The sequence below is a fragment of the Streptomyces sp. NPDC012827 genome (assembly GCF_042900905.1).
GTDB classification, from domain to species: domain Bacteria; phylum Actinomycetota; class Actinomycetes; order Streptomycetales; family Streptomycetaceae; genus Streptomyces; species Streptomyces gulbargensis.
On record NZ_JBIBBY010000001.1, the window covers coordinates 183,226 to 209,079 of the forward strand.

The 25,854-nt window shown below is 72.8% G+C and carries 22 protein-coding genes; 6 read left to right on the forward strand and 16 right to left on the reverse strand.

Features of this window, described 5'->3' with window-relative positions:
* Window positions 1–100: 100 nt before the first annotated feature.
* Both ACFY60_RS00835 and ACFY60_RS00840 read right to left on the reverse strand, forming a co-directional pair.
* Window positions 101–3,982: an endo-alpha-N-acetylgalactosaminidase family protein gene (locus ACFY60_RS00835; protein ID WP_388607919.1), complete on the reverse strand. Its 3,882-nt coding sequence runs from the start codon at window positions 3,980–3,982 to the stop codon at window positions 101–103.
* 96 nt (window positions 3,983–4,078) lie between these two features.
* On the reverse strand, window positions 4,079–4,588 hold the full coding sequence (locus ACFY60_RS00840; RefSeq protein WP_388607917.1) for a hypothetical protein: 510 nt from the start codon (window positions 4,586–4,588) through the stop codon (window positions 4,079–4,081).
* Between the two features lie 252 nt (window positions 4,589–4,840).
* Here ACFY60_RS00840 and ACFY60_RS00845 point away from each other — a divergent pair, with 252 nt between their 5' ends.
* Window positions 4,841–5,452, forward strand: coding sequence for a YceI family protein (locus ACFY60_RS00845; protein ID WP_388607915.1), 612 nt, complete (start codon window positions 4,841–4,843; stop codon window positions 5,450–5,452).
* 141 nt (window positions 5,453–5,593) lie between these two features.
* On the opposite strand, the gene ACFY60_RS00850 is transcribed toward ACFY60_RS00845, so the two are convergent.
* On the reverse strand, window positions 5,594–6,757 hold the full coding sequence (locus ACFY60_RS00850) for a serine hydrolase domain-containing protein (protein WP_388607913.1): 1,164 nt from the start codon (window positions 6,755–6,757) through the stop codon (window positions 5,594–5,596).
* Between the two features lie 105 nt (window positions 6,758–6,862).
* Here ACFY60_RS00850 and dnaN point away from each other — a divergent pair, with 105 nt between their 5' ends.
* Window positions 6,863–7,987, forward strand: a complete 1,125-nt coding sequence (gene dnaN, locus ACFY60_RS00855; RefSeq protein ID WP_388607910.1) for a DNA polymerase III subunit beta — start codon at window positions 6,863–6,865, stop codon at window positions 7,985–7,987.
* A 22-nt stretch (window positions 7,988–8,009) separates the two neighbouring features.
* Here dnaN and ACFY60_RS00860 read toward each other — a convergent pair whose 3' ends face one another.
* The 6 genes from ACFY60_RS00860 to ureA form a co-directional block, all read right to left on the reverse strand.
* Window positions 8,010–9,362 (reverse strand): hypothetical protein, encoded by a 1,353-nt coding sequence (locus tag ACFY60_RS00860; RefSeq protein ID WP_388607908.1) that lies wholly within the window; start codon window positions 9,360–9,362, stop codon window positions 8,010–8,012.
* A gap of 52 nt (window positions 9,363–9,414) precedes the next feature.
* Complete coding sequence (gene cimA, locus ACFY60_RS00865) at window positions 9,415–11,034, reverse strand: citramalate synthase (protein WP_388607906.1); 1,620 nt, start codon at window positions 11,032–11,034, stop codon at window positions 9,415–9,417.
* Window positions 11,035–11,414: 380 nt separating this feature from the next.
* On the reverse strand, window positions 11,415–11,960 hold the full coding sequence (locus ACFY60_RS00870; protein ID WP_309052675.1) for a TetR/AcrR family transcriptional regulator: 546 nt from the start codon (window positions 11,958–11,960) through the stop codon (window positions 11,415–11,417).
* A gap of 112 nt (window positions 11,961–12,072) precedes the next feature.
* Window positions 12,073–13,089, reverse strand: coding sequence for an agmatine/peptidylarginine deiminase (locus ACFY60_RS00875; protein WP_388607904.1), 1,017 nt, complete (start codon window positions 13,087–13,089; stop codon window positions 12,073–12,075).
* A gap of 20 nt (window positions 13,090–13,109) precedes the next feature.
* Entirely contained in the window at window positions 13,110–14,792 is a 1,683-nt protein-coding gene (locus ACFY60_RS00880; protein ID WP_388607902.1) for an urease subunit alpha, read from the reverse strand.
* Entirely contained in the window at window positions 14,792–15,490 is a 699-nt protein-coding gene (gene ureA / locus ACFY60_RS00885) for an urease subunit gamma (RefSeq protein WP_388607899.1), read from the reverse strand. Before ureA ends, ACFY60_RS00880 begins: the two co-directional genes overlap by 1 nt.
* 150 nt (window positions 15,491–15,640) lie before the next feature.
* On the opposite strand from ureA, the gene ACFY60_RS00890 reads away from it, so the two are divergent.
* Complete coding sequence (locus ACFY60_RS00890; protein ID WP_388607898.1) at window positions 15,641–17,104, forward strand: cytosine permease; 1,464 nt, start codon at window positions 15,641–15,643, stop codon at window positions 17,102–17,104.
* 20 nt (window positions 17,105–17,124) lie between these two features.
* Here ACFY60_RS00890 and ACFY60_RS00895 read toward each other — a convergent pair whose 3' ends face one another.
* From ACFY60_RS00895 to ACFY60_RS00905, 3 genes are all read right to left on the reverse strand, one after another.
* Window positions 17,125–18,207, reverse strand: coding sequence for a branched-chain amino acid aminotransferase (locus ACFY60_RS00895; protein WP_388607897.1), 1,083 nt, complete (start codon window positions 18,205–18,207; stop codon window positions 17,125–17,127).
* 260 nt (window positions 18,208–18,467) lie between these two features.
* Entirely contained in the window at window positions 18,468–19,508 is a 1,041-nt protein-coding gene (locus tag ACFY60_RS00900; RefSeq protein WP_388607894.1) for a 3-isopropylmalate dehydrogenase, read from the reverse strand.
* A gap of 89 nt (window positions 19,509–19,597) precedes the next feature.
* Window positions 19,598–19,729, reverse strand: a complete 132-nt coding sequence (locus tag ACFY60_RS00905) for a hypothetical protein (RefSeq protein ID WP_388607891.1) — start codon at window positions 19,727–19,729, stop codon at window positions 19,598–19,600.
* Between the two features lie 314 nt (window positions 19,730–20,043).
* On the opposite strand from ACFY60_RS00905, the gene ACFY60_RS00910 reads away from it, so the two are divergent.
* Window positions 20,044–20,385 (forward strand): PadR family transcriptional regulator, encoded by a 342-nt coding sequence (locus ACFY60_RS00910; RefSeq protein WP_388607889.1) that lies wholly within the window; start codon window positions 20,044–20,046, stop codon window positions 20,383–20,385.
* The gene (locus ACFY60_RS00915) at window positions 20,382–21,128 is read left to right on the forward strand and encodes a hypothetical protein (protein ID WP_388607886.1); all 747 of its coding nucleotides are present in this window, start codon (window positions 20,382–20,384) and stop codon (window positions 21,126–21,128) included. The genes ACFY60_RS00910 and ACFY60_RS00915 overlap by 4 nt, the downstream gene beginning before the upstream one ends.
* 82 nt (window positions 21,129–21,210) lie before the next feature.
* On the opposite strand, the gene ACFY60_RS00920 is transcribed toward ACFY60_RS00915, so the two are convergent.
* Complete coding sequence (locus tag ACFY60_RS00920; protein WP_388607884.1) at window positions 21,211–21,747, reverse strand: GNAT family N-acetyltransferase; 537 nt, start codon at window positions 21,745–21,747, stop codon at window positions 21,211–21,213.
* Window positions 21,748–21,875: 128 nt separating this feature from the next.
* Here ACFY60_RS00920 and ACFY60_RS00925 point away from each other — a divergent pair, with 128 nt between their 5' ends.
* Entirely contained in the window at window positions 21,876–22,763 is an 888-nt protein-coding gene (locus ACFY60_RS00925; RefSeq protein ID WP_388607882.1) for an alpha/beta fold hydrolase, read from the forward strand.
* On the opposite strand, the gene ACFY60_RS00930 is transcribed toward ACFY60_RS00925, so the two are convergent.
* The 3 genes from ACFY60_RS00930 to ACFY60_RS00940 all read right to left on the reverse strand — a co-directional run bounded on the left by ACFY60_RS00930 (window position 22,753) and on the right by ACFY60_RS00940 (window position 25,708).
* Entirely contained in the window at window positions 22,753–22,989 is a 237-nt protein-coding gene (locus tag ACFY60_RS00930; RefSeq protein ID WP_388607880.1) for a hypothetical protein, read from the reverse strand. The two genes, ACFY60_RS00925 and ACFY60_RS00930, sit on opposite strands and share 11 nt — an antisense overlap.
* A 128-nt stretch (window positions 22,990–23,117) precedes the next feature.
* Complete coding sequence (pruA, locus tag ACFY60_RS00935) at window positions 23,118–24,749, reverse strand: L-glutamate gamma-semialdehyde dehydrogenase (protein ID WP_388607879.1); 1,632 nt, start codon at window positions 24,747–24,749, stop codon at window positions 23,118–23,120.
* A 32-nt stretch (window positions 24,750–24,781) separates the two neighbouring features.
* The gene (locus ACFY60_RS00940) at window positions 24,782–25,708 is read right to left on the reverse strand and encodes a proline dehydrogenase family protein (protein ID WP_388607877.1); all 927 of its coding nucleotides are present in this window, start codon (window positions 25,706–25,708) and stop codon (window positions 24,782–24,784) included.
* Window positions 25,709–25,854: the final 146 nt, after the last annotated feature.

The window sequence follows — 25,854 nt, forward strand, 5'->3', positions numbered from 1 at the left end:
GGGGGATGGGGTCCGGTGGGCGCGTGGTCCGTACGGCCCGGACCGGACGGGTCGGGGAGCGGGCCGCCGGGGAAGCCGGTTCCCCGGCGGCCGCGGGTGTTCAGCCTCCGCAGTGGAAGCGGGCGTTGCCCCAGTCGGCGTGGTCGTTGCCGTTGCCGTCTCCTCCGTCCCCGGCCACCAGGTCGACGTAGGAGGCTCCGGTGACGTCGGCGGTGAGCGACCAGGCGGAGTCGGTGGGCCGCAGGACCGGCGACGCCGCCTTCTCGGTGCCGTCGGCCCGGACGGAGAACCGCACGCTTCCCCGGCCGGTCTGGACGTCGTCCACGCCCACCTCGGCGGTGAAGGAGGTGCAGCGGCCGCCCAGGTGGTAGCGGACGGTGGCGGGGGCGTGGGTGCCCAGGCCCTTGGCGTAGGCCACTCCCCCGATCCGCAGGGGGGTGCCGTCGCCGGCGCCGGTCCCGCCGTTGGACCGGTCCCTCTCGACGGGCCCCCAGCCGTTGGTGGCCGAAATCCAGTCGAGGTCGCTCGCCCACGTGTCGGCGGTGGGCGGGGGCGGCAGGGTGCGGACGGGGGCGGCGGCGGTGAGCGTGCGCTCCGCTCCCCCGAGGGTGTAGGTCAGTTCGGCGCCGAGGGGGTACGTCCCGTGGGCGGTGTCCGCCGGCGGTGTCACCTGCCAGGTGGCGGTGGTCCGGCCTCCCGCGGCGACGGGGGCGAGGGTGAGGGTGCCGCCGGGCTCGGCGGTCCAGCCCTCGGGGAGGGTCAGCCGGGCCCGGGCTCCTTCGACGGGCGCGGTCTCGTCGTTGGCGTAGGTGACGGTGACCCGGTTCGGCCGGCCGGGCTCCAGGGCGGCGGGAGCGGTGAGGGAGAGCGTGCCGCAGGCGGCGGGGGCGGGGGCCGGGCCGAGGTCGGTGACGGTGAAGCCGTCGAGGACGAAGTCGGCGCCGTCGGGGGCGTCCGCGCGCTTGCGCAGGCCCACCCAGGTGTCGCCGCAGCCGGCGGTGACGGTCTCCTGGAAGCGTCCGGTGGTCCGCCGCTCCCCGAGGGGGGTGCGGCGGCTCTCCACGGCGGTGCCGTCGGCCCGGTCGTGGCCGGTGACCCACTCGTAGGCGCCGGCGTGGCTCGACTGGTAGGCGTACTCGACGCGGTAGGCGTGCCCGTCCCTCAGCGGGACGGTCCAGGGCGCGGTGCGGTAGACGAGGCCGGTGTTCTCGTCGTGGGACTTGAGGGACTCGGCGCCGTCGAGGACGTCGTCGATCCGCTTCCCGTTCCAGCCGGCCTGGGTGTACGGGGCGTGGAGCTGGGCGATGTGGGTGCGCGGGTCCGTCGTTCCGCCGGCGTCGCCCTTGAGGAAGGGGCCCCAGCCCTGGTCGACGGCCTCGAAGTCCTCGTACACCGCCGCGCCTGCCTTGCCCGCGGGGTCGTTGGCGACGACCCGCACGTCGTCGGCGCGGACGGCGCCGGTGCCGGGCGCCGCCTCGACGGCGAGGGTGGTGGCGCCGGTGGCGGGGGCGGTGAAGGTGACCTTGGCGCGCTGGAAGCGGGTGCCGTTCCAGTCGGAGGCGGCGACGCGGTCCTGGATCACGGAGCGGGTGACGGTGACCGAGCCGCCGCCGGCGGACAGGGTGGTGGGGCGGGTCCGGCCGGGTTCGACCTCGATGAGGGCGGAGGCGGTGTAGCGGGCCCCCGGGGTGAGACCGGTGAGGTGCTGGCGGACGGCGGCGGTCGCGGAACCGGTGAGCCGGACGCTGTTGCGGCCCTGGGTGTCGGTGTCGCGGATGACGGTGCCGGTGGTGGTCCAGGCGGCGAGCCGGGCGTCGTTGAAGCCGGGGTCGCGGACGGGGGTGCCCTCGCCCCAGCGCGGGTCGGGGGTGGCGGGCGCGGTCCGGTGCAGGACGTACGCCTGGCCGGGTTCGGCGTCGAGGGTGACGCGGCCGTTCACCGGGCGGACGGTGGCGGTCCGCACCCGGCCGTTGTCGGTGAGCTTGTGGACCGTGTAGGCGGCGGTGCCGGGGACGGCCCAACTCGTCCTTCCACCGGCTTTGTTGTAGTGGTAGAGCTTGGTGCCGCCGGCCCACGGGAGCAGGTAGGCGTCGCCGTCGAGGACCTTGCGGCCGTTCTCGTGGAAGGTGCGGCGGCCGTTCTCGACGGTGCCGCGCACGCCGCCGGTGAAGGTGAGGTCGTCGCCGTTCCAGCGGATGATCTTCTGCTGCTGGAGGTACTTGGTGGGCAGGTTGCGCTGCCAGATGTTGGCGGTGAAGGCGTTCCAGTCGGTCTCGCCCGTCCAGCCCTCGAAGTCGACGAGGGCGGTCTGCCCGAGGACCGGGTGGTCGTTCCAGATGTCCTTCTCGCTGTTGCGGATGAAGCGGATGATGCGCGAGTTGAGGCCCTTGTTGGTGGCGCCGCCGTAGTCGAGGTCGTTGGCCCAGTGGGACCAGAGGGAGGCCCGCTCGAACTTGTCGGACCATTCGGTGGCGACGTTCCAGCCCTGGGCCTGGACGGTGCGGACCGTCTTGTCGGCGATCCAGCCGTGGGTGTAGTAGACGTCGATGTAGAGCGTCGACAGGTTGGGGTCGGTCTCGTCGCGGAGCTGCTGGAAGCGGCGGGCGAGGTCACCGCTGTTGAGGTCCCGGCGCTGGTCGATGTAGTAGCTCTGGTTGAGCCAGTTCCAGCCGGGCTTCGTCCTGTCGACGAGGGTCTCGCTGAAGTTCCTCGCCTCGGGGTAGGCCTCGGTGGCGTTGACGTGGACGCCGAATTCCGCGCCCCACGCCCTGCCCCGCCGCAGCAGGGTGTTGAGGTCGGCGAGGCCGCCGGCGCGCTTGTTGTAGTTGCCGCCGTAGTCGGGGTGGGCAGAGTCGTGGCCCTCGGAGCCGTACCCCTTGAGCAGCGCGAACTGGCCCAGCCCGTCGGTGGCGAGGGAGATCCGCTTGACGTCGTCCAGGGTGCGCAGGAAGGGGTGGGTGGCCTGGGAGGCGAAGTTGAACGGGATGTGGGCGACGACCCGGCCGGGGGTCTTCTCGCTGCCCGGGGCCTTGATCGCGATCGTACGGAAGGCGATGGCGGCGTCCTGCCAGTCGGTGGTGCCGTCGGCGTTGGCGTCGGGCGTGACGACGACCTTGGCCCAGGGCAGGTCCGCGCCGCTCTCGGGGGCGGGGGCCCCGGCTCCCCGGTAGGTCCACTGGCCGGACCGGACACCGACGCGGGTCTCGGTGCCGGTGGTGCGGGCCTGGTGCCAGAAGCGGGCTCCGTCGCGGGCGCTGGGCCCCGAGGGCGTGTCGTAGCTGGAGTTGGACTCGATCGCGGCGGCGAGGGAGCCGGTGCTGACCAGGGCGTAGGTCGCCCCCACGGGGGCCGGGTCGGCCGGGGTGGCGGCGGTCACCGGGGCGAAGACGTCGGCGGTACGGGTGGAGTCGGGATCGAGCCGGGTGAAGGCGGTGGCCGCCCCGGGCTCGGTGGAGCCGACGGAGACGAGGTCGTGCCCGGGGATGTCCACGGTGCCGACCCGGAAGGCCTCGGTGTCGCGGACGGCGGTGATGCGGAAGGTGGTCGCCCGGCCGGTGACGCTCAGGACGGCGTCGATCTCCACGCCGGGCAGGTCCGGAAAGGCGAGGGTGTAGGCGGCGGAGCCGGGGGTGAGGAGGGGGGCTCCGGTGGTCCGGACGGCGCGGGCGGTGCCGTTGAGGACGACGTGGGTGACGGGGGCCGTACTGCCGAGGAGTCGGGCGCCGGTGGCCCGGTCGGTGTACGACAGGACGCGGGGGAAGTCGCCGGCGGCGGCGACGGACAGCTGCTCGGAGGTGATGACGGGGGAGGCGGCGGGGGCGGGGGGCGCCGAGTGCGGCGCGGTGGGCGAGGGGGAGGCGGCGGCGGTCGGTGGGCCGGCGTGGGCGGGGCCGGCCAGGCCGAGCACGGCGGAGGCGGCGACGGCCAGCGCACAGGCCGTGCGCGGCCGCCGCGCCCCGGCGCGGGGGTAGGGGTGCGACATGCGCACCAGTTGGCCCGGGTGACGGACCACCGTCAACGACATCTCGCGCCGGCGGCCCCTCCAGTCCAACAACCCTCTGCGGTTAGTCCAAGTCGGTCAGCAGCCGCCGCAGTTGTAGTACGTGACGTCCCAGTGGTTGCCCTCGTCGGCGTAGATGTTGCCCGAGCCGGACTTCCACTGCGGGGCGCCGTCACCGCGTACGCCGATGTAGGTGAAGGTGTTCTTGATGTAGTTCCCGATGCACGTGTACTTGCTGTAGTCGAGCTTGTAGCCGTTCCAGTGGGAGTACGTGCCGCTCGAGTGGCCGGTCTCGGTGCCGCCCGTGATGTTGAGGGCGCAGCCGCTGGCCCGCTTGAGGGTCTGGGCGCCCTGGGCGCTGGCGAGGTTGAGCTGCTCGAAGGACGTGCAGGTCGGGTTGGAGCGGTCCGAGCAGTTGCCGGAGGACGACCAGGTGATGCCGACCTCGCGGAACATCGAGGTCGCGGTGGAGTGGCTGATCTTGGTGACCGCGTGGGCGTCGGTGGCGGCGGAGAGGGCGCCGATGCCGGGGGCGAAGAGGGCGCCCAGGACCAGGGCGAGGGCGGTGAGGACGGAGCGGAGCTTCACGAGGGGTTTCCTCCTGCGGGTGACCGTGACGACGGGACGGACGGTGGTGCAGGTGGTGCTCGGGTCGCGCAGGGAGATGGTGCCGCAGTTCTACGCGCGTCCGCCAGAGGGCGTGGATGCCGGTCCGGGGCCGTCCGGGTGAACATCCACCGAAGATGTTGAATGTTGAACGGAATGGGTCTACAGTCGTTCTCGTTGAAGGTTCAACAACACCACTTCGCCCCGCCCCGCGGGACCGACCAAGGAGCAGTCATGGGTCTCTTCAGCCGCAGGAACAACGAGTCCGCCGTCGCCGTCGCCGACCTCCCCGTCGACCCGGCCCTCGCCGCCCTGACCGGCGAGTACACCGTCGACCCGGCCCACAGCAGCATCGGTTTCACCGTGCGCCACGCGATGGTCACCAACGTGCGCGGCACCTTCGCCGACCACGAGGGCACGCTGAAGCTCGACGGCACCGACCCGGCCGCCTCCACCGCGCGCATCGACGTCCGGATCGCCTCCGTCGACACCGGCATCGCGGACCGCGACGCCCACCTGCGCGGCGAGGACTTCTTCGACGCCGAGCGCTTCCCGCTGATGACCTTCCGCTCCACCGGGGCCGCGCAGCTCGGCGGCGACACGTACCGCATCACGGGCGACCTGACCATCAAGGACGTCACCCGTCCGCTCTCCATCGACCTGGAGTTCAACGGCGCGGCCACCGACGTCTACGGCAACGAGCGCGTCGGCTTCGAGGGCTCGGCCGAGATCCTGCGCTCCGACTGGGGCCTGACCTGGAACGCCGCCCTGGAGACCGGCGGAGTGATGGTCAGCGACAAGGTGAAGCTGACCTTCGACATCTCCGCGATCAGGAACGCCGGCTGACCGTCCGGGTCCCCCGGCCCCCGTACGCACCGGGCACTCCCCCGGTGGCACCACGAGCGCGCCCGCCCTCCGCAGCAGCGGACGGCGGGCGCTCGGCGTTCGGCCGCCGGCCGGGACGCCCGGGGACCCGCCGGACCCGGCTCAGGAACCGGCCCGGGCCCGGGCCGCCGCCTCGACCACGGCCGGGACGAGACGGTCGTTCTCCGGCGCGCCCGGACCTCCCGCGAAGGCGAAGCGGCGACGGGCGTAGCTGTACGCGAGCCCGGTGGCGGGATCCGCGAAGGCCTGGGAGCCGGGGGCGCCGCTGTGGCCGATGGCGGCCGGGCTCAGGGAGGGGTAGCGGGTGGCCAGCGGGACGAAACCGAGCCCGAAGGCGTTCTCGGAGCCCGTGACGAGGTCGGTGCCCCGGGAGTGGATCCGGGCGACCTCCGCGAGGGTGGCGGGGGTCAGGAGCGGCGGGCGGCCGTCGAGCTCGCCCGCGATCGCCGCGTACATCCGGGACAGCCCGCGCGCCGTACCGACGCCGCCGCCGGAGAGCGGCCCGAGGGCCCGTACCGTACGGGAGTTCCCGTAGGCGACCGCGTCGAACGGCGGATCGGCGTGCTGGTTGAACGCGATCGCCATGAGACCGCCCGGACCGGCCGGTCCCGCGGCGAGGACGGCCGCCTCGGCGGGGCTCGGCACCAGGGGCAGGGCCGGGCGGAAGCGCGGTTCGAGCTCCTCCGGGAGGCCCAGGTAGTAGTCGATCCCGTACGGGGCCCGGATCCGCTCCTCGAACAGCTCCTGGACGCTGCGGCCGACGGCCCGGCGGACCACCTCGCCGACCAGGGCGCCGACCGTCAGGCCGTGGTAGCCGTGCCCCGCGTCCGGCTTCCAGTAGGGACGGTGGCCGGCGAGCCGGGCCGCGATCCGCCGGTCGTCGGCGAGCTCCTCCGGCGAGAAACCGTCCTCCACACCGATCAGTCCGGACCGGTGGGCGAGGAGCTGTCGCAGGGTCACCGACTCCTTGCCCTCGGCCGCGAACTCCGGCCACCAGAAGGACACTTCGCGGTCGAGGTCGAGCGCGCCCTCCTGGACGAGCAGCGCGGCGACGAGCGCCATGGCCCCCTTCGACGACGAGTAGAGGGCCAGCAGCGAGTCCCCCTCGACGCCGTCACCGCCCCACAGGTCGACGACCAGGCGGCCGTCGAGATGGACGGCGAGCTGGGCCCCGCCGTCCCGGGCCTCCTCCGCGGCGATCCGGGCGAACACCTCCCGCACCGATTCGAATCCGGGTGCCACCGTGCCCTGGACGCGGCTCGTCACGTTTCCCCCTCGTTCTGCTGTCGCGGTCACTCCGACAAACGATCACGAGGGCCATTCTGTTCCCGTCCGGCGGCGTTGTCAGTGGGGGCCACTAGCGTCCCCGGCATGGAACTCCGTATCGAGAGCGGCACGTTGACCGAGGCCGTCGCCTGGGCGGCGCGCGTGCTGCCCGCCCGCTCCCCGATGCCCGTCCTCGGCGGCCTGCTCCTGGAGGCGGCGGACGGACGGCTGCGCGTCTCGGGCGTGGACCACGAGGCATCCGCCCGCGCCGAGGCCGAGGCGGACACCGTACGGGAGGGCAGGGCCCTGGTCCTGGGGCGGCGGCTGCTCGACATCTGCAAGGTGCTGCCCCGCGGCCTCACCGCGCTCGCCCTGGACGGCGCCCGGCTCACCGTGACCTCGGGCGACACCCACTTCGGGCTCTCGCTGCTGCCGCTGGACGACCACCCGGCGCCGCCCGAGCTGCCCGCCGTCCTGGGCAGCGTGGACGGGGAGGCCTTCGCCCGGGCGGTCGGGCAGGTGGCGGTGGCGGCCGGGCGGGACGAGGCGCTGCCGGTCCTCACCGGCATACGACTCGCCCTCGACGGGCCGGTCATGACCCTGGCCGCCACGGACCGCTACCGCTACGCGGTCCGCACCCTGGCCTGGCGGCCGGACCCGGACGTCGCGCCGGGCGACCCGGCCGACGTCGTCGTCCCGGCCCGCCGCCTCACCGGGATCGCCCGGTCCCTCGCCGGCGCCGGCCCGGCGCGCCTCGCCCTCGGCGCGGGCACGATCGGCTTCGAGAGCGGCGGCCTGCGCACCCTCACCCGCCTCCTCGACGGCCGCCTCCCGCGCCACGACCAGCTCTTCGCCCTGGGCACCCCGGCCGTCGCCGTCACGGAACGGGCCCCGCTCGCCGAGGCCGTCAGGCGCGTCGCCGTCGTCGCGGAGGGCGACAGCCCGGTCCGGCTCACCTTCGACGGCACCTCGGTCCACCTGCGCGCGGGCCACGAGGACGACACCGCCGCCCAGCGCCTCCCGGCCACCCTCACCGCCCCCGCCCCGCTCACGGTCGCCTTCAACCCCACCTACCTGCTCGACGCCCTGACCGCCTTCACCTCCCGTGACCTCCGCCTCGACCTCCTGGGCCCCGGCCAGCGCGCCCTCCTCACCGACATCCCCCCGACCCCGCCCACCCCGGCGGACACCCACCGGCACCTGCTGATGTCGGTGAAGCCGCTGGCCTGACGGGTGCGGGCCGCCGCCCCGCTCAGAACCCTCCCCCGCCGTCGAAGCCGCCGCCCCCGCCGAGGTCGCCGCCTCCGCCGAAGTCGCCCGAACCGAAGTCGCCCGAGCCGAAGTCGGAGGAGGAGAAGTCGCCGCCGGAGAAGTCACCGCCCTCGAAGTCGTTGCCGCCGTATTCCTGGGCGTAGGCGGGGGTGGCGAGCATCGAGCCGAGCATCGTGCCCATGAGGAGGCCGGGGAGGATGCCGCCGCCGAAGTAGCCGCCGGCCCAGGGGCCGTAGGCGGGGCCGGCTTCCCAGTAGGGGCGGCGGCCGGTGTCGGTGTCGACCGTGCGGGCGAGGGGGGCGAGGCCGTCGTCGAGGCGGGCCGCGTCGGCGGCGCAGACCGGGACCTGGCGGGGGGCGCCGGACGCCGGGGTCCAGGTGCGGTCCTCGGTGGAGGGGCCGTGGCGGGGGTCGAAGAAGCAGGGGGCGCGGCGTTCGGGGAGGGGGCGGGAGGCGCGGCGGGCGGCCAGGACCGCGAGGGAGAAGCGGCCGTCCTCCAGGGCCTCCGTGACGGCCCGGACGTCGTGCGGGTGGGTCGCGGAGGCCATGAGGGATTTGGCCTTCTCGTACGCGTCGAGGGCGCGCTCGTAGTCGCCGCGCATGGCATCGTCGGCGCCGGCCTCCGCGGGGTGGAAGTCAAGGCGGTCGAGTTCCTCGCCGAAGGCGGTGATGTCCTCGTCGACGACGACCCGGAGGCGGTCGAGGGCGGCGCGTTCCTCGGCCTCCTTGCGGCGCCGGTTGCGGCGCACGACCGCGTAGGCGCCGGCTCCTCCCGCGGCGGCGACCGCGCCGAGGGTGACGAGTCCGCCGACCGGGACGCCGTCGTCCGTACCGGCGCCGTCCCAGCTCGCGGGGGCGGAGCCGCGCACGGTCGGCAGGGCCAGGTCGACGAAGGCGTTCAGTTCGGTGGCGGCGTCGGCGCCGGGGGTACGGACGGAGCCGACGAGGTTCCGTACCGCGTCACGGGACATCACGGAGCGGTCGGCGCCCGCGTCGAAGCCGTCGCCGAGGCGGACGGCGTAGAGGCCGGTGACCCCGGTGCGGGTGCGCAGGTCCTGGAGCAGCCGTTCGGGTGGGAACCGGTCGTCGGCGGGCAGGACCGCGACGAAGACGGGTTTGTCGGCGTTCTCGATCTTCCGTGCGAGCGCGTCGGCCTCGGCCCGGGAGAGCTGGTCGGCGGCGCCCGGGTCGACGTAGACCGGGCCCTGTCTCAGGGCGGCGGCCACATCGGGGATGCCCGTGGCCCTGGCGCCCGTGGAGGGTGCCAGGGCCAGGAGCAGGAGCAGTATCAGCCCGGCGAGGGCCGACAGGGCGGTGAGCGGCCTGGTCCTCATGTTTCGACGCTACCCGAACGGCATCGAACAGGAACATAGGCGGACGAAATGACTATTCGGCGGGGTTGATCCCGGCCCGCAGGAGGCCGTAGGTGAAGGCGTCCTCCAGGGCCTGCCAGGAGGCGGCGATCACGTTCTCGCCGACGCCGACGGTGGACCACTCGGCGTTGCCGTCGGTGGTGGTGACCAGGACCCGGGTGGTGGACTCGGTGCCGTGCCGCCCCTCCAGGATGCGGACCTTGTAGTCGGTCAGCTCGAACTTGGCGAGCTGCGGGTAGATCCGCTCCAGGGCGACCCGCATCGCGCGGTCGAGCGCGTTGACCGGGCCGTTGCCCTCGGCGGTCGCGACGATCCGCTCGCCCTTGGCCCACAGCTTGACGGTGGCCTCGTTGGCGTGGGTGCCGTCGGGGCGGTCCTCGACGATCGCCCGCCAGGACTCCGTACGGAAGTAGCGCCGGGCCCGGCCCTCGGCCTCCTCGCGCAGCAGCAGCTCGAAGGAGGCGTCGGCGGCCTCGTACGTGTAGCCCTGGAGCTCGCGCTCCTTGACCCGCTCGACGACCCGGGCGACGAGGGCGCGGTCGCCGCCCAGGTCGACGCCGAGCTCCTTGCCCTTGAGCTCGATGGAGGCGCGGCCCGCCATGTCGGAGACCAGCATCCGCATGGTGTTGCCGACCAGCTCGGGGTCGATGTGCTGGTAGAGGTCGGGGTCGACCTTGATGGCGGAGGCGTGCAGGCCGGCCTTGTGCGCGAAGGCGGAGACGCCGACGTACGGCTGGTGGGTGGAGGGGGTGAGGTTGACGACCTCGGCGATGGCGTGCGAGATGCGGGTCATCTCGGCGAGGGCGCCCTCGGGCAGGACCCGCTTGCCGTACTTGAGCTCCAGGGCGGCGACGACGGGAAAAAGGTTGGCGTTGCCGACGCGCTCGCCGTAGCCGTTGGCCGTGCACTGGACGTGGGTGGCGCCGGCGTCGACGGCGGCCAGGGTGTTGGCGACGGCGCAGCCGGTGTCGTCCTGGGCGTGGATGCCGAGGCGGGCGCCGGTGTCGGCGAGGACGGTGGCGACGACGGCCTGGACCTGGGCGGGCAGCATGCCGCCGTTGGTGTCGCAGAGGACGACGACGTCGGCGCCGGCCTCGTGGGCGGCACGGACGACGGCCTTGGCGTAGCCGGGGTTCGCCTTGTAGCCGTCGAAGAAGTGCTCGCAGTCGACGAAGACCCGGCGGCCCTGGGAGCGCAGGTACGAGACGGTGTCGCGGACCATCTCCAGGTTCTCGTCCAGGGTGGTGCGCAGGGCGAGCTCGACGTGCCGGTCGTGCGACTTCGCGACCAGGGTGATCACCGGGGCCCCGGAGTCCAGGAGCGCCTTGACCTGCGGGTCCTCGGCGGCGGTGCCGCCGGCCCTGCGGGTGGCGCCGAAGGCGACGAGCTGCGCGTTCCGGAAGGTGATCTCCTGGCGGGCGCGGGCGAAGAACTCCGTGTCGCGCGGGTTGGCACCGGGCCAGCCGCCCTCGATGAAACCCACGCCGAACTCGTCGAGGTGCCGCGCGATGGTGAGCTTGTCGGCGACGGTGAGGTTGATGCCCTCGCGCTGCGCGCCGTCGCGCAGCGTGGTGTCGAAGACATGGAAGCTGTCGTCGAGGCGCCGCGGGTTCTCGGCGTTCTCCGTGGTCATGGCTGTGATGGCTCCTGTCGGACGTGGCTCCGGAAGGGATGGCTCCACTTGCCCCCATTCTCACGCGCCGTCCGCCTCCGGCGTGGGTGGGGCCGGAAAACGAAAAAACCCCTCGCGGGTGCGAGAGGTCTGCGCGCGGGTCTGGGGCACGGTGTCCACCGCCGCGGGGGTCGAACCGCGGGTCAGTGGTCACTGCGGACCGGCGCGCTGCTGCCGATAATCATCGTGGTAGCAAGCACGCCGGAAGTCTGCCACAGGGCCGCGCCGGGGCGGACGCGGGTCTCACGATGCGGGCAGGAGTGCTGCGGCGCCGGCACCCCGGGTGCAGCGGCACGGCCCCCGCCGTCCGGCCCGGTGCCGACCGGGCGTACGCGGGTGCGTCACGGCCGCGGCAGCAGGTCCTGCTCGATGAACTCCCGTACGTGGTCGATGACCTGGCCCCGTCCGGTACCGGGAAGGCCCACGGCGACGTGCACGCTGAAGCCGTCCAGGAGGGCGCGCATCCGGGTGGCGAAACGGTCGGGGTCGACCGGCCGGAACTCCCCGCGCGAGACACCCTCGGCGAGGATCGCGACGAGGTCCCGGTGCCAGGCCCCCTCGATGGCGGCCTGGCGGGCCCGGGCGTCGTCGTCGGCGTTCTGCGAACGGTTCCAGACCTCCAGCCAGAGGGTCCAGTGGGGGTCGCGCGGCCCGTCGGGCACGTACACGTCCACGTACCCGTCGAGCCGTTCACGGGCGGTGCCGGGCCCCGAGAGCAGCGCGCTGCGCTCGGCGCCGAGCCGCCCCTCGCTCCACTCCAGGGTCCGCAGCAGCAGTTCGTCCTTGGTGCGGAAGTAGTAGAGGAGGTGCCCGCTGCTCATCCCGACCTGCCGCCCGAGCCCGGCCATGGTCAGGCCGTCGAGCCCGCGCGCGGCGATGGTGTCCATGGCCGCGGCGAGCACGTCCTCCCGTGGCGGGGCCGCCTGGTTGCGGCGTCGGGGGTGGGGCGGGTTGCTGCTCTCACTCACCCGTACGTTGTACCTCACCCCCCTGCGCCGGTCAGACCCGCGGCTGCTGCTGCGTGATGCAGTGGATGCCGCCCCCGCCCGCGAAGATCGGGCGGGCGTCGACGAGGACGACCTCGCGCTCCGGGAAGAGGCGGCGGAAGATCTCCGCGGCGAGTTCGTCGTGCGGGTCGTCGAACGCGCAGAGGACGACGCCGCCGTTGCAGAGGTAGTGGTTGATGTAGGAGTAGTCGACCCAGTCGCCCTCCTCGTCCTTCAGGACGGTGGGGGCGGGCACCTCGACGACCTCCAGGGGGCGGCCCTGGGCATCGGTCCGACCGCGCAGGATGTTCACGTACATCCGGGAGCGCTCGTAGTCGGGGTGGTTCGGGTTCTGCTGGCTGTGCACGAGGACCGTGCCGGGGCGGGCGAAGGCGGCGACGATGTCGACGTGGCCCTGGGTGCCGTAGAGGCCGTAGTCGCCGGTGAGGCCGTGCGGGAGCCAGATCGCCTTGGTGGTGCCGAGCTTGGCGTGGATCTCGGCCTCGACCTGCTCGCGGGTCCACTCGGGGTTGCGGCCGGAGCCGAGCTGGACGGTGTCGGTGAGGAGGACGGTGCCCTCGCCGTCGACGTGGATGGCGCCGCCCTCGTTGACGAGCGGAGAGGTGAGGACGGGGACCCCGGCGGCGTCCGCCACATGTCGGGCGATCTTGGAGTCGTGCTCCCAGCGGGCCCAGTCCTGGGCGCCCCAGCCGTTGAACACCCAGTCCACAGCGGCGAGTTCGGTGCCGTTGGTGACGAAGGTGGGGCCGATGTCGCGCATCCAGGCGTCGTCGAGCTCGCGCTCCAGCAGGTCCACGTCCGGGCCGAGGAGGGCGCGCGCCGACTCGCCGTCGCCGGGGGCGACCACCATGGTCACCGGCTCGAAGCGGCGTACGGCCCGGGCGACGCAGGCCCAGGCGGCGCGCGCCTCGGCCAGCTCGTCGTCGCCGGTGAAGGTGGGATTGGGGCTGGGCCAGGCCATCCAGGTCCGCTCGTGCGGGGTCCACTCGGCGGGCATGCGGTACGTCATGGTCACGGGTCCTAGCGGGCTCAGAGGAAGTAGAGGCGGTTGAGGGAGACGGACTCGGCCGCCTCGGAGCGGATCGGGGAGCCGTCGAGGGAGACGAGACCGGTGCGGTCGTCGACCTGGACGTCGCCGATGCGGGAGTTGAGGAGCAGGTCGGCCGGGCCGATGCCCCGCGTGCCGCGCACGGCGACGCGGCGGCGGCGGGTCGGCATGCGGTCGGCGCCGAGGTCGACGGCGGCCTGGGCGACGAAGGCGACGGAGAGGTCGGCGGCCGTGGCGCCGTGTCCGCCGAACAGCGGTCCGAGGACGAGTGGTTCGCAGGTGTCGGTGGCGGCGTTCGGATCGCCCACGACCCCCCACGCCGGGAAGCCGGCCTTCAGCACCAGCTGCGGTTTGGCGCCGAAGAACTCGGGCCGCCACAGCACGATGTCGGCGAGCTTGCCGACCTCGACGGAGCCGATCTCGTGGGCGAGGCCGTGGGCGATCGCCGGGTTGATGGTGAGCTTGGCGAGGTAGCGCAGGACGCGCGCGTTGTCGTCGTGCGCGCCGTCGCCCTCCACCGGGCCGAGCTCGGCCTTCATCTTCCCGGCCATGGCGAAGGTCCGGCGTACGGTCTCGCCGGCCCTTCCCATGCCCTGCGCGTCCGACGACGTGATGCCGATCGCGCCGAGGTCGTGCAGGACGTCCTCGGCGCCCATCGTGCCGGCCCGGATGCGGTCGCGGGCCATGGCGGCGTCGCCGGGCAGGTCGGTCTTGAGGTCGTGGACGGAGACGATCATCCCGTAGTGCTCGGCGACCGCGTCGCGGCCGAAGGGCAGCGTCGGGTTGGTGGAGGAGCCGATGACGTTGGGGACGCCCGCCATCTTGAGGACGTTCGGTACGTGTCCGCCGCCGCAGCCCTCGATGTGGAAGGCGTGGATGGTGCGGCCGTCCAGGACGCGCAGGGTGTCCTCGACCGACAGGCATTCGTTGAGGCCGTCCGAGTGCAGGGCGACCTGGACGTCGTACTCCTCGGCGACCCGCAGCGCGGTGTCGAGGGCCCGGGTGTGGGCGCCCATGTCCTCGTGGACCTTGAAGCCGGAGGCGCCGCCCTCGGCGAGGGCCTCGACGAGGGGGGCCGGGTCGGAGGAGGAGCCGCGGCCGAGGAAGCCGATGTTGACGGGCCAGGCGTCGAAGGCGTTGAAGGCGTGGCGCAGGGCCCACGGGGAGTTGACGCCGACGCCCCAGACGGGGCCGAACTCCTGGCCGATGATCGTGGTGACGCCGCTGGCGAGCGAGGCCTCCATGATCCGCGGGGAGAGCAGGTGGACGTGGGTGTCGACGGCTCCGGCGGTGGCGATGAGGCCCTCGCCGGAGACGATGGAGGTGCCGGTGCCGACGACGACGTCGACGCCGTCGAGGGTGTCGGGGTTGCCGGCCCGGCCGATGGCGTGGATGCGGCCCTCGCGGATGCCGATGGACACCTTGCGGATGCCCTGGACGGCGTCCATGAGCAGGACGTTGCTGATGACGACGTCGCAGGTGTCGCGGACGGCGGCGGCCTTCAGGTGGAGGCCGTCGCGGGCGGTCTTGCCGAAGCCGGCGAGGAACTCCTCGCCGGGCTGCTGGGAATCGGCCTCCACCCGGACGACGAGACCGGAGTCGCCGAGGACGACGCGGTCACCGGCGCGGGGGCCGTGCACGGAGGCGTACTCGTAGGGGTCCATCAGTCCTCCTCCTTCGGGGACCCGGTCCCCAGGTAGCCGCAGGCCGCCGCGCGGCGGAGGGCCTCTTCCTTGGCGCCGGGGGCGTCCAGCGGGCCGTCGACCAGACCCGCGAAACCGATGGCGACGCGCGCGCCGCCGACGGGCAGGAGTCCGACCTCGGCCTCGCCGCCCGGGTCGAAGCGGAAGGAGGCGCCGGCCGGGATCGCGAGCCGCATGCCGTAGGCGGCGGCCCGGTCGAAGTCGAGGCGCGGGTTGGCCTCGAAGAAGTGGAAGTGGGAGGTGACGCTGACGGGGACGGTCGCGGTGTTCCGTACGGTCAGCGTGACGGCGGGTTCGGTCTCGGGGTGCTCGGGGCCGGGGAGCAGCGCTCCGGGCGCCCCGTCGCCGAGGCCTCCCCCGCCGATCGGGTCGGTGACGACCGCGAGGCGGGAGCCGTCGTCGAAGACGGCCTCCACGTGGACCTCGGTGACCACGTCGGCGACGCCGGGCAGGACGTCCTCGGGGCCGAGGACGGAGCGGGCCGCGTCGATGGCCTCGGCGAGTCGCTTGCCGTCGCGGGCCGCCTCGCAGACGGTGTCCGCGATGAGCGCGGTCGCCTCGGGGACATTGAGCCTGAGACCGCGGGCCCGGCGGGCCCTGGCGAGCTCGGCGGCGCCGAAGATCAGCAGCCGGTCGCGTTCGGTGGGGGTCAGTCGCACGTCCGTAACACCTCCTGTTTGAGCGACACTCTAAATGCTGAGACGCCCGGTTCCAAGCATTGACGGCGGCAACCGGCGTGGGTCACATTGAGCGGCACATTGAGCGCCGCTCAAAATCTGGTACGCACTGCCCCGACGCAGGGAGCCCCCATGCCGATAGAACAGCGCGGAGTCGACACCGTCCCCGAGGCCGAGCGCACCAGCGGCCCGCGTGACCTGGTGTCGATCCTCCTCGGATCGAACCTCTGCCTGGGGGTGATCGTCTTCGGCTGGCTCCCGGTCTCCTTCGGCCTCGGCCTGTGGGCCTCGGTCACCTCCGTGATCGCCGGGACGCTCATCGGCGTGGCGGTCACCGCGCCGCTCGCCCTGATCTCCCTGCGCACCGCGACCAACCTGTCGACCTCGTCCGGCGCCTTCTTCGGCGTGCGCGGGCGGCTCGTCGGCTCGGTGGTCGGCCTGCTGCTCTCGCTCGGCTACACGGCCCTGACGCTGTGGATCGGCGGTGACGTGGTGGTCGGGACGCTCGCCCGGCTCGTCGGACTGCCCACGGGCGGCGCCACGCACACGGTGGTCTACGCGCTGCTGGCCGCCGGCACGGCGGTCGCCGCGGTGTACGGCTACCGGCTGCTGCTCCGCCTCAGCAAGGCCCTCGCCGTCGGGATGACCCTGCTCCTGGCCCTCGGCCTGGTCGCGTACGCCGGGGACTTCACGACCGGGCCGGTACCGGACACCCCGTACCTGCTGGGTTCGTTCTGGCCGACCTGGCTGCTCTCCGCGGTGGCCGCCGGCCTCAGCGGCCCGGTCGCCTTCATCACCCTGCTCGGCGACTACACCCGCTACGTCTCACCGGCCCGGCACAGCGGGCGCTCCGTCCTGGGCGCCACCTGTCTCGGGCTGCTCGTGGGCCTGCTGGTCCCCCAGCTGTTCGGTACGGTCACGGCGCTCGCGGCGCGCGGGGGCCTGGACTACGCCGGGCCGCTGGTCGCCGCGTCCCCGGCCTGGTACCTCGTACCGCTGCTGCTCGCGGCCACCGCCGGATCCGTCGGCAACGCCGGCCTGATGCTGTACTCCATGGGCCTCGACCTGGACGCCATCCTGCCGAGGGCGACCCGGGCCCGGGCGACGCTCGTGGTGGCCGGAGTGGCGACCGCCTTCGTCTTCCTCGGCCACTTCGCCTCGGACGCGCAGACGGCGATGACCTCCTTCGTCCTGCTCCTCACGGCGATCGGCACCCCGTGGGCGGTGATCACCCTGATCGGGCACGTCCGGTGCGCGGGGTGGTACGACCCGGAGGCGCTCCAGGTCCACAACCGGCGGTCACGCGGCGGCCGGTACTGGTTCTCGGCGGGCTGGCACCCGCGCGCCACGGCCTCCTGGGCGATCGGCGCGGGGGTGGGCCTCGCGGCGGTGTCGACCCCCCTGTACGAGGGGCCGCTGCTCGCCCTGACGGGCGGCATCGACTGCAGTTTCGTCCTGTCGGGGGTGGTGGGCGGGGCGCTGTACGCGGTCCTCACGCCCGGCCGGACCGCCGGCGGGGACGCGCCCGCCGGCGGAACGCTCACGGCCGGGGGGCCGGAGACCGCCCCCGTGGCACGCGACGGAGCGGGGGCCTGACGGCCCCCTTCGGGGAGGCCTCAGCCGAGCTGGTGCATCCAGCCGTGGACGTCCTCGGACGCGCCGGTCTGGATGGACAGGAGCGCCTGGCGCAGCTTCATGGTGACCTCGCCGGGCTCGCCGCCCGAGTGCTGCCACTCGCCCCGCTCGGCCTTGACCGTGCCGACCGGGGTGATGACGGCGGCGGTGCCGCAGGCGAAGACCTCGGTGAGGGTGCCGTTCGCGGTGTCGGCCTCCCACTGGTCGATGGAGACGCGCCCCTCCTCGGCCTCGTACCCGAGGTCCGCCGCAAGGGAGAGCAGCGAGTCGCGCGTGATGCCGGCGAGCAGCGAGCCGGTCAGGGTCGGCGTGACGATCTTGTTCCCGTACACGAAGTACAGGTTCATGCCGCCGAGCTCCTCGACCCACTTGTGCTCGACCGCGTCGAGGTAGGCGACCTGGTCGCAGCCCTTCGCCGCCGCCTCGGCCTGCGCGAGCAGGGAGGCCGCGTAGTTGCCGCCGGTCTTGGCGTCGCCGACGCCGCCGGGGACCGCGCGGACGCGGTTCTCCGAGAGCCAGATGGAGACGGGCTTCACGCCGCCGGGGAAGTACGGGCCGGCCGGGGAGGCGATGACGACGAAGAGGTACTCGTTGGCGGGGCGCACGCCGAGGCCGACCTCGGTGGCGATCATGAACGGGCGAAGGTACAGCGAGGCCTCGCCGCCGTGCGCCGGGACCCACGCCTTGTCCTGCTGGACCAGCGCGTCGCAGGCCGCGACGAAGGTGTCGACCGGCAGCTCCGGCATGGCGAGACGACGGGCCGAGGCCTGGAAGCGGCGGGCGTTGGCGTCGGGGCGGAAGCTGGCGACCGTGCCGTCGGGGCGGCGGTAGGCCTTCAGGCCCTCGAAGATCTCCTGCGCGTAGTGCAGGACGTTGGTGGCGGGGTCGAGGGAGAGCGGGCCGTACGGGACGAGCTGGCCGTCGTGCCAGCCCCGGCCTTCGGTCCACCGGATGGTGACCATGTGGTCGGTGAAGTGGCGGCCGAATCCCGGATTGGCCAGGATCGCCTCCCGCTCCGCGTCGGACAGCGGGCTGGAGGAGGGCTTGAGCTCGATCGTCGTCATGAGTACGTGTCCTTCACCGGTTGTGTGTGAACGGACCGCGCTCACGCCGCTAGGCGGGTACTGCCAGGAGTACTCCTAGGACGTCCGAGCTTTCCCTCATTCCGCGGCCCCACGTTCGATTATCGCTCGTGGGTGCCGGTGCGCGAAAACGGGTGAACGCGGTCCGGGGTTCGATGGTGGCACCCCGCGACCGCACAGGAAACAGCCGCCGGGTGCGTGTGCGACCCGGCGGCTGCTGTGTGGTGTCAGTGGCGCGCGGGTCAGCTCGCTACTCGCGCGGCGAGCGCGTCGCCGATCTCGTCCGTGGTGCGGACGGTGTCCCCGCGCTCGGTGAGGTCGGCCGCGACGGCCTCCTCGATCCGGACGGCCTCGGCCTCGCGGCCGAGGTGGCGCAGGAGCAGGGCGACGGAGAGGACGGTGGCCGTGGGGTCGGCCTTGCCCTGACCCGCGATGTCCGGGGCGGAACCGTGGACCGGCTCGAACATGGACGGGTACTCACCGCTCGGGTTGATGTTGCCCGAGGCGGCGACGCCGATGCCGCCGGAGACGGCAGCGGCGAGGTCGGTGATGATGTCGCCGAAGAGGTTGTCGGTGACGATCACGTCGAAGCGGCCCGGGTCGGTGACGAGGAAGATCGTCGCGGCATCGACGTGCAGGTAGTCGGTGGTGACCTCGGGATACTCCCGGGCGACCTTCTCGAAGACGCTCGTCCACAGGTGGCCGGCGAAGGTCAGCACGTTGTTCTTGTGGACCAGCGTCAGCTTCTTGCGCGGGCGGGCCTGGGCGCGGGCGAAGGCGTCCCGGACCACGCGCTCCACCCCGAAGGCGGTGTTGACCGAGACCTCGGTGGCGACCTCGTGCGGGGTGCCCTTGCGGATGGTGCCGCCGTTGCCCGTGTACGGGCCCTCGGTGCCCTCCCGGACCACGACGAAGTCGATCTCGGGCTGGCCGGCGAGCGGGGTGGCGACGCCGGGGAGCAGCTTCGAGGGACGCAGGTTCACGTGGTGGTCGAAGGCGAAACGGAGCTTCAGGAGGAAACCCCGCTCCAGCACTCCGGAGGGGACCGACGGGTCGCCGATCGCGCCGAGCAGGATGGCGTCGTGCCGCTTGAGGGAGTCGAGGTCGGCGTCGGTGAGGGTCTCACCGGTGGCGTGGTAGCGCTCGGCGCCGAAGTCGTACTCCCGCGTCTCCAGCTTCACGTCCTGGGGAAGCACGGCCGCGAGGACCTTGAGGCCCTGGGCCACGACCTCCTGGCCGATGCCGTCGCCGGGAATGACTGCGAGATCGATGCTGTGAGACATGTCGGCACCCTACTCTTCGTCCCATCGTCTGACACGCCACGTCCACCATGTGGACGAACGAACAGCCGTACGGGGGTTGGCCCTGCGGCTCAGTGACCGGCGGAGCCGCCGTTGTCCCGGCGGTCGAGGGCGCGCTGGAGGGCGGCGGCGGCGTTCCGGCGGGCCTCGTCGTTGGTGCGGGTGGCGGAGTGGCGGACGCGGCGGGCGGTCTGAGCGGCCATGAGGGATCGACTCCTTGAGATCAGTGGTGATCCGGCTCTGCGGAGAGGGAGATCAGGGGTGATCGGAGGTGCCGTCAGGGGCGGTGAGCGCCGCCGCAGGGGTTGCCTGCGCAGGGCGTCGCGCTCTCGGCCGCCATTCGCTTGATGAAGCGAGACGTTCGGCTCCTACAAAGCTAGGGCAGGGTGTCGCGTCTGTCTCCACAATTACTCGGACTTCCTACTATCTGAGACGACGCGGCCGGCGAGGGGCGACGAGGCACCCCGACGTGGCTACCTAGTTTGCGTTCCTACCTAGGTGGTGATCCAATGTCGCCATGGCCGCAGACCGGAGATCCAACTGGCTCAAGGGCGTCCTCGACCTGCTCGTCCTCTCCCGCCTGACCGACGGGGAGAGCTACGGGTACGAGATCGGCCGGACCCTCGCCGAGGCGGGGCTCGGCGAGATCAAGGGCGGGACGCTCTACCCCGTACTCAACCGCCTGGAGGAGGCCGGCCTCGTGGAGGCCGAGTTCCGCGCCGCCGAGCGCGGGCCCGGGCGCCGCTACTACCGGCTCACCGCGTCCGGCCGGGCGCACCTCGCCACGGAGAGCGGGGCCTGGCTGGACTTCCACCACGCCGTCCGCACGATGCTCAGCCCAGGGGGAACGACACGATGACCGCCGAATCCGGCCCCACGGCCTACTTCACCGAACTCGCCGGAGCGCTGCGCGCCGCCGGGGTCCCCGCCGACCAGGTCGCCGCGACCGTCGACGACCTGCGCGGACACCTCGCCGGGACCGGCACCGACCCCGAGGAGGAGTTCGGGCCCGCCGCCGAGTTCGCCGCCCGCCTCGGCGGGATCGGCCCGCTGCCCGGTGAGCCCGGCGAGCGGGCGGAGACCTGGACCTGGACGGCGGACCTCTTCAACGACCGCCGCATGCTGGCGCTCCACGGCGACCAGGGCTGGGAGGTCGAGTCGCTCGACCCGCTGGGCCGGTTCGTCTGCCGCCGGGCCGCCGGGTCGGCGCTGCGCTGGGAGTACCGCCGCGAGGTGATCACCGGCCGCCGGCGGGCCCGGGTCCTGGACGAACTGCTCCCCGAGGGCTGGGAACCGTGTGGCGAGTGGCTGGTGTACGGCTACTTCAAGCGCCCCCGCGCGGCGACGGCCGGCCCGGCGGGCACGCTGGGCGCCCCGCCGGCGGCACCCCGCCGGTGGCTCTACCTGAGCCGCAGGGGCAAGGTGGCGCTCGCACTGTGGGTCCTGCTGGTCGGCGGTGGGGTGACCGCCTTCTTCGTCGGCGCGCTCGGCATCCCGGGCCTCGCCGTCGTGATCGGCGTCGGGTCGGCCCTGTCGGCGGCCTTCACCGCGGGCCTGGAGACGTCCCGGGGCCACGTGGAGGCGGACAGGCGGAAGGCCTGACGCACGTCCGCCGGAGGCCGGCGCGGGACGGGCGGGCCCCGGGGGCGAAGCCGGGCGGCCGCGCGCCGGCCCTCCGCCGCCCTCACATCACGTCGCCGTCCCGCCAGTCGAAGACCAGGGGCGCGGCCGCGTCGGGCAGGGGCCGGGTCCCGGCGGGGCGGAGGAAGACGAAGCCCTCCTCCTCGGCGAGGTGGACGACACCGGCGGGGCCGAGGGCTTCGAGACGGCCCGGCCAGACCTGCCAGCCGCGCGCCCGGTAGAGCGCGGCGCCGTCGTCGGAGGCGCCCAGCGCGCCGAACAGGTACGCCCCGTCGATCACCCGCTCCAGCGCCGCCATCACCGCCCCGCCGAGCCCCTGCCGCCTGCGGTCGGCGCGGACGGCGACGCCTTCGACGTACCCGACGCGGTACGAGCGTCCGCGGTGCAGCACGCGCCGCTGGACGACGGAGCCGTGCGCGGCGAGGCCGTGTTCGTCCTCGATCCAGGCGTGGACGCCGCCCAGGGTGTGGTCCCAGTCTTCGTCGGAGAAGTCGCCGTCGAAGGCGGTGTCGAGCAGCGCGCGGACGGCGGTGAGCCGGGCCGCCCCGAGCTCGTGGGTGGGCGCGGTCGTCACGGTCATGCCGACCAGCCTTCCACAGCACCCCCTCCCTTTCCCGCGAAATTTAACCGCTCATCACCAATTGACAGGTTAGAGCCTGCCTGGTCGAATCAAGCCTCAACCACTGAAATGGATTTGAGGGGTTAGCCGTGACTTCCGTTCAGCCCGTCCGCCACCGCTCCGTCACCGTCCGGGGCCACGCGCTCCACTACCGCGAGGCGGGACCGGCGGACGCCCCTGTCCTGCTGCTCCTGCACGGCTTCCCCACCAGCTCGCACATGTTCCGCGACCTGATCCCGCGCCTCGCCCACCGCTACCGGCTCATCGCCCCGGACCACCTGGGCTTCGGCCGGAGCGACGCGCCCTCCGCCGACGCCTTCCCGTACACCTTCGCCGGGCTGGCCGCCCTGACGTCCGCGTTCACCGAGGCCCTGGGCCTGGACCGGTTCGCGCTGTACGTCCAGGACTACGGCGCGCCCATCGGCCTGCGGCTCGCCCTCGCCCACCCCGAGCGGGTCACGGCGATCGTCACCCAGAACGGCAACGCCTACGAGGAGGGGCTCGGCGCGGCGGCCTGGGCGCCGCTCCTCGCGCTCCTCGCCGGCCGCACGCCCGCCACCGAGGCGCCCGTCCGGGCCATCCGCTCCCTCGAAGGGATCCGGTGGCAGTACGAGACCGGCGTCCCCGACGCGTACCGAGAGCTGCTCAGCCCCGACGCCTGGCACCACGACGCGGCCCTCATGGCCCGCGAGGGCCAGGACGCGATCCAGCTCGACCTGATCGCCGACTACGGCTCCAACTTCGCGCTGTACCCGGCCTTCCAGGAGTACTTCCGGACCTCCCGGGTGCCGCTCCTCGCCGTCTGGGGCGAGGGCGACGAGATCTTCGTCCCGGCCGGCGCCGAGGCCTTCCGCCGCGACCTCCCCGACGCCGAGATCCATCTCCTCCCCACCGGCCACTTCGCCCTGGAGACCCACGCCCCGCTGATCGCCGAACTGGTCGACGGGTTCCTGGAGCGCCGGGTCGTCAGGCCGTAGCCTCCTCCAGCCGGCCGACCACCCGCTCCACCCAGGCCGTGAACGCCTCACGGTCCTGTGCGGCGCCGCCGCTCACCGCCGCGACCTGCGCGTCCGTCAGCCTGTCCGGCCCCGGGGTGACCAGCAGGCCGTGCAGCTCCCGCATCACGGACGCCAGCCGCTGCGCGTCCGGGTGGTCGATCGCGTCGACCCCGTGTCCGGGGCCGAGAGTCGTCGAACCAGGCATGTCGTTCCTCCTCGCCGCGCGACCCCCTCCCAGCAGCGTAAGCCCGCCGCACGAGAACCGCCCCCGTCCTGGTTTGGGGGTCCAGGAGGGGGGCGGTGGTCAGGGGCCGCTCACGCGGCCGGCGGGCGTCAGCCCATGTGCGGGTAGCCGTACTCGGTCGGCGGGACCAGCGTCTCCTTGATGGCGCGGGTCAGCGTCCAGCGCATCAGGTTCTGCGGGGCACCGGCCTTGTCGTTGGTGCCGGAGGCCCGGCCGCCACCGAAGGGCTGCTGGCCGACGACGGCGCCGGTGGACTTGTCGTTGATGTAGAAGTTGCCCGCGGCGAAGCGGAGCTTCTCCATCGTGTACGCGGCGGCGGCGCGGTCGTTGGAGATGACCGAGCCGGTCAGCGCGTAGTCCGAGACCGACTCCATCTGCGTCAGCATCTCGTCGTACTTCTCGTCCTCGTACACGTACACCGCGAGGATCGGACCGAAGTACTCGGCCTTGAAGACCTCGTTCTCCGGGTCGGTGCACTCGATGACCGTCGGGCGCACGAAGTACCCCTCGGAGTCGTCGTAGGTGCCGCCGGCGACGATCGTGCAGCTCGGGTCGGCCTTGGCACGGTCGATCGCGGCCTTGTTCTTGGCGAAGGAGCGCTCGTCGATGACGGCGCCGATGAAGTTCGACAGATCGGTGACGTCACCCATCTTGATGCCGTCGACCTCGGCCGCGAACTCCTCCTTGAAACCGTCGTTCCAGAGGGAGGCCGGGATGTACGCGCGCGAGGACGCGGAACACTTCTGGCCCTGGAACTCGAAGGAGCCGCGGGTCAGCGCGGTCTTCAGGATCGCGCGGTCGGCGCTGGGGTGCGCGACGACGAAGTCCTTGCCGCCGGTCTCGCCGACGATCCGCGGGTAGGAGCGGTACTTCTCGATGTTGTTGCCGACCGTCTTCCACAGGTGCTGGAAGGTCTTGGTCGAGCCGGTGAAGTGGATGCCGGCGAGGTCGCGGTGGTTCAGGGCCACCTCGGAGACGGCGATGCCGTCGCCGGTCACCAGGTTGATGACGCCCTTCGGCAGGCCGGCCTCCTCCAGGAGCTCCATGAGGAGCACGGCGGAGTGGGTCTGCGTCGGGGACGGCTTCCAGACCACCACGTTGCCCATGAGGGCGGGGGCGGTGGGCAGGTTGCCCGCGATGGCGGTGAAGTTGAACGGCGTGATCGCGTAGACGAAGCCCTCGAGCGGGCGGTGATCGAGGCGGTTCCAGACGCCCGGGGAGTTGGCCGGCGGCTGCTCGGCCAGGATCTGACGGGCGTAGGCCACGTTGAAGCGCCAGAAGTCGACGAGCTCGCAGGGAGTGTCGATCTCGGCCTGCTGGGCGGTCTTCGACTGGCCCAGCATGGTGGAGGCGGCCAGCGTCTCGCGCCAGGGGCCGGCGAGCAGCTCGGCGGCGCGCAGGATGATCGCCGCGCGGTCGTCGAAGGACATCGCGCGCCAGGCCGGGGCGGCGGCCAGGGCGGCGTCGATGGCGTCCTGGGCGTCCGCTTCCGTGGCGGCGCGGAAGGTGCCGATGACGGACCTGTGGTTGTGCGGCTGCACGACCTTGAACTCGTCACCGCCGCCCATGCGCTTGACGCCGCCGATGGTCATCGGCAGCTCGCGCGGGTTGTCGGCCAGCTCCTTGAGCTTGGCCTCCAGACGGGCGCGCTCGGGCGAACCGGGGGCGTAGCCGTGCACCGGCTCGTTGACCGGAGTGGGGACCTGGGTCACAGCGTCCATGAGTCTCGATACTCCTTCGGAGGGGTGGGGGCTCAGCCCTTGGTGAGGATGGAGCGGACGAAGAAGAGGAGGTTGGCCGGCTTCTCCGCCAGGCGGCGCATGAAGTATCCGTACCAGTCGGTGCCGTAGGCGGTGTAGACCCGCATCCGGTGGCCCTCGGCGGCGAGCCGGTTCTGCTCCTCGGTGCGGATGCCGTAGAGCATCTGGAACTCGTACTCGTCCATCTTGCGCCCGGCGCGGCGGGCCAGCTCCTGGCCGATGGAGACCAGGCGGGGGTCGTGGGACCCGATCATCGGGTAGCCCTCGCCCTCCATCAGGATCTTCATGATCCGCACGTAGGCCTTGTCGATCTCGCCCTTGTCCTGGAGGGCGACGGAGGCGGGCTCCTTGTAGGCACCCTTCACGATCCGCACCCGGGAGCCGTTCGCGGCCAGGCGGCGGGCGTCCGCCTCGGTGCGGAAGAGGTACGCCTGGATGACGCAGCCGGTCTGCGGGAAGTCCTTCCGCAGCTCCTCGTGGATGGCGAACATCGAGTCGAGGGTGGTGTGGTCCTCGGCGTCCAGGGTGACCGTGGTGCCGATCTCGGCGGCGGCCGCGACGACCGGGCGGACGTTGGCGAGGGCCAGCTCGTGGCCGCCCTCCAGGGACTGGCCGAACATCGACAGCTTGACCGACATCTCGGCGCGCTCGCCGAGGCCCAGCTCCTTCAGGCGGCCGATCAGCTCCAGGTAGGCGTCGCGGGCGGCGTGGGACTGCTCGACCGTGGTGATGTCCTCACCGACGACGTCGAGGGTGACCTCCAGACCGCGCTCGCTCAGGTCCCGCACGATCGGGACGACGTCGTCGACCGTCTCGCCGGCGATGAAGCGTGCCACGACCTGCTTGGTCCCGGGCGCGGCCGACACGAAACGGCGCATCTTGTCGCTGCGCGACGCGGCGAGGATCACGGGACCCAGCACGGGGCACCTCCAGGGGCAGATGTCAGAACGGGGCCGTAACCGGAACAAGGGAACGAACCGGGAACAGCACGGAGAACCACCGTGAAACCTAAGGATCGCTCCGATCGTCCGCCATCTACAGCTGTCACGCATCCGTGGCCCGCCTC

Excerpts from the sequence above, each read along its gene's own strand:
- ACFY60_RS00915 (WP_388607886.1), top strand. The coding sequence starts at position 20,382 with ATGACCGCCGAATCCGGCCCCACGGCCTACTTCACCGAACTCGCCGGA.
- pruA (WP_388607879.1), bottom strand. The coding sequence starts at position 24,749 with ATGGACGCTGTGACCCAGGTCCCCACTCCGGTCAACGAGCCGGTGCAC.
- ACFY60_RS00920 (WP_388607884.1), bottom strand. The coding sequence starts at position 21,747 with ATGACCGTGACGACCGCGCCCACCCACGAGCTCGGGGCGGCCCGGCTC.
- ACFY60_RS00910 (WP_388607889.1), top strand. The coding sequence starts at position 20,044 with ATGGCCGCAGACCGGAGATCCAACTGGCTCAAGGGCGTCCTCGACCTG.
- ACFY60_RS00845 (WP_388607915.1), top strand. The coding sequence starts at position 4,841 with ATGGGTCTCTTCAGCCGCAGGAACAACGAGTCCGCCGTCGCCGTCGCC.
- ACFY60_RS00900 (WP_388607894.1), bottom strand. The coding sequence starts at position 19,508 with ATGTCTCACAGCATCGATCTCGCAGTCATTCCCGGCGACGGCATCGGC.
- ACFY60_RS00905 (WP_388607891.1), bottom strand. The coding sequence starts at position 19,729 with ATGGCCGCTCAGACCGCCCGCCGCGTCCGCCACTCCGCCACCCGCACC.
- ACFY60_RS00895 (WP_388607897.1), bottom strand. The coding sequence starts at position 18,207 with ATGACGACGATCGAGCTCAAGCCCTCCTCCAGCCCGCTGTCCGACGCG.
- ACFY60_RS00890 (WP_388607898.1), top strand. The coding sequence starts at position 15,641 with ATGCCGATAGAACAGCGCGGAGTCGACACCGTCCCCGAGGCCGAGCGC.
- cimA (WP_388607906.1), bottom strand. The coding sequence starts at position 11,034 with ATGACCACGGAGAACGCCGAGAACCCGCGGCGCCTCGACGACAGCTTC.
- ACFY60_RS00930 (WP_388607880.1), bottom strand. The coding sequence starts at position 22,989 with ATGCCTGGTTCGACGACTCTCGGCCCCGGACACGGGGTCGACGCGATC.
- ACFY60_RS00860 (WP_388607908.1), bottom strand. The coding sequence starts at position 9,362 with ATGAGGACCAGGCCGCTCACCGCCCTGTCGGCCCTCGCCGGGCTGATA.
- ACFY60_RS00870 (WP_309052675.1), bottom strand. The coding sequence starts at position 11,960 with ATGGACACCATCGCCGCGCGCGGGCTCGACGGCCTGACCATGGCCGGG.
- ACFY60_RS00875 (WP_388607904.1), bottom strand. The coding sequence starts at position 13,089 with ATGACGTACCGCATGCCCGCCGAGTGGACCCCGCACGAGCGGACCTGG.
- dnaN (WP_388607910.1), top strand. The coding sequence starts at position 6,863 with ATGGAACTCCGTATCGAGAGCGGCACGTTGACCGAGGCCGTCGCCTGG.
- ACFY60_RS00835 (WP_388607919.1), bottom strand. The coding sequence starts at position 3,982 with ATGTCGCACCCCTACCCCCGCGCCGGGGCGCGGCGGCCGCGCACGGCC.
- ACFY60_RS00880 (WP_388607902.1), bottom strand. The coding sequence starts at position 14,792 with ATGGACCCCTACGAGTACGCCTCCGTGCACGGCCCCCGCGCCGGTGAC.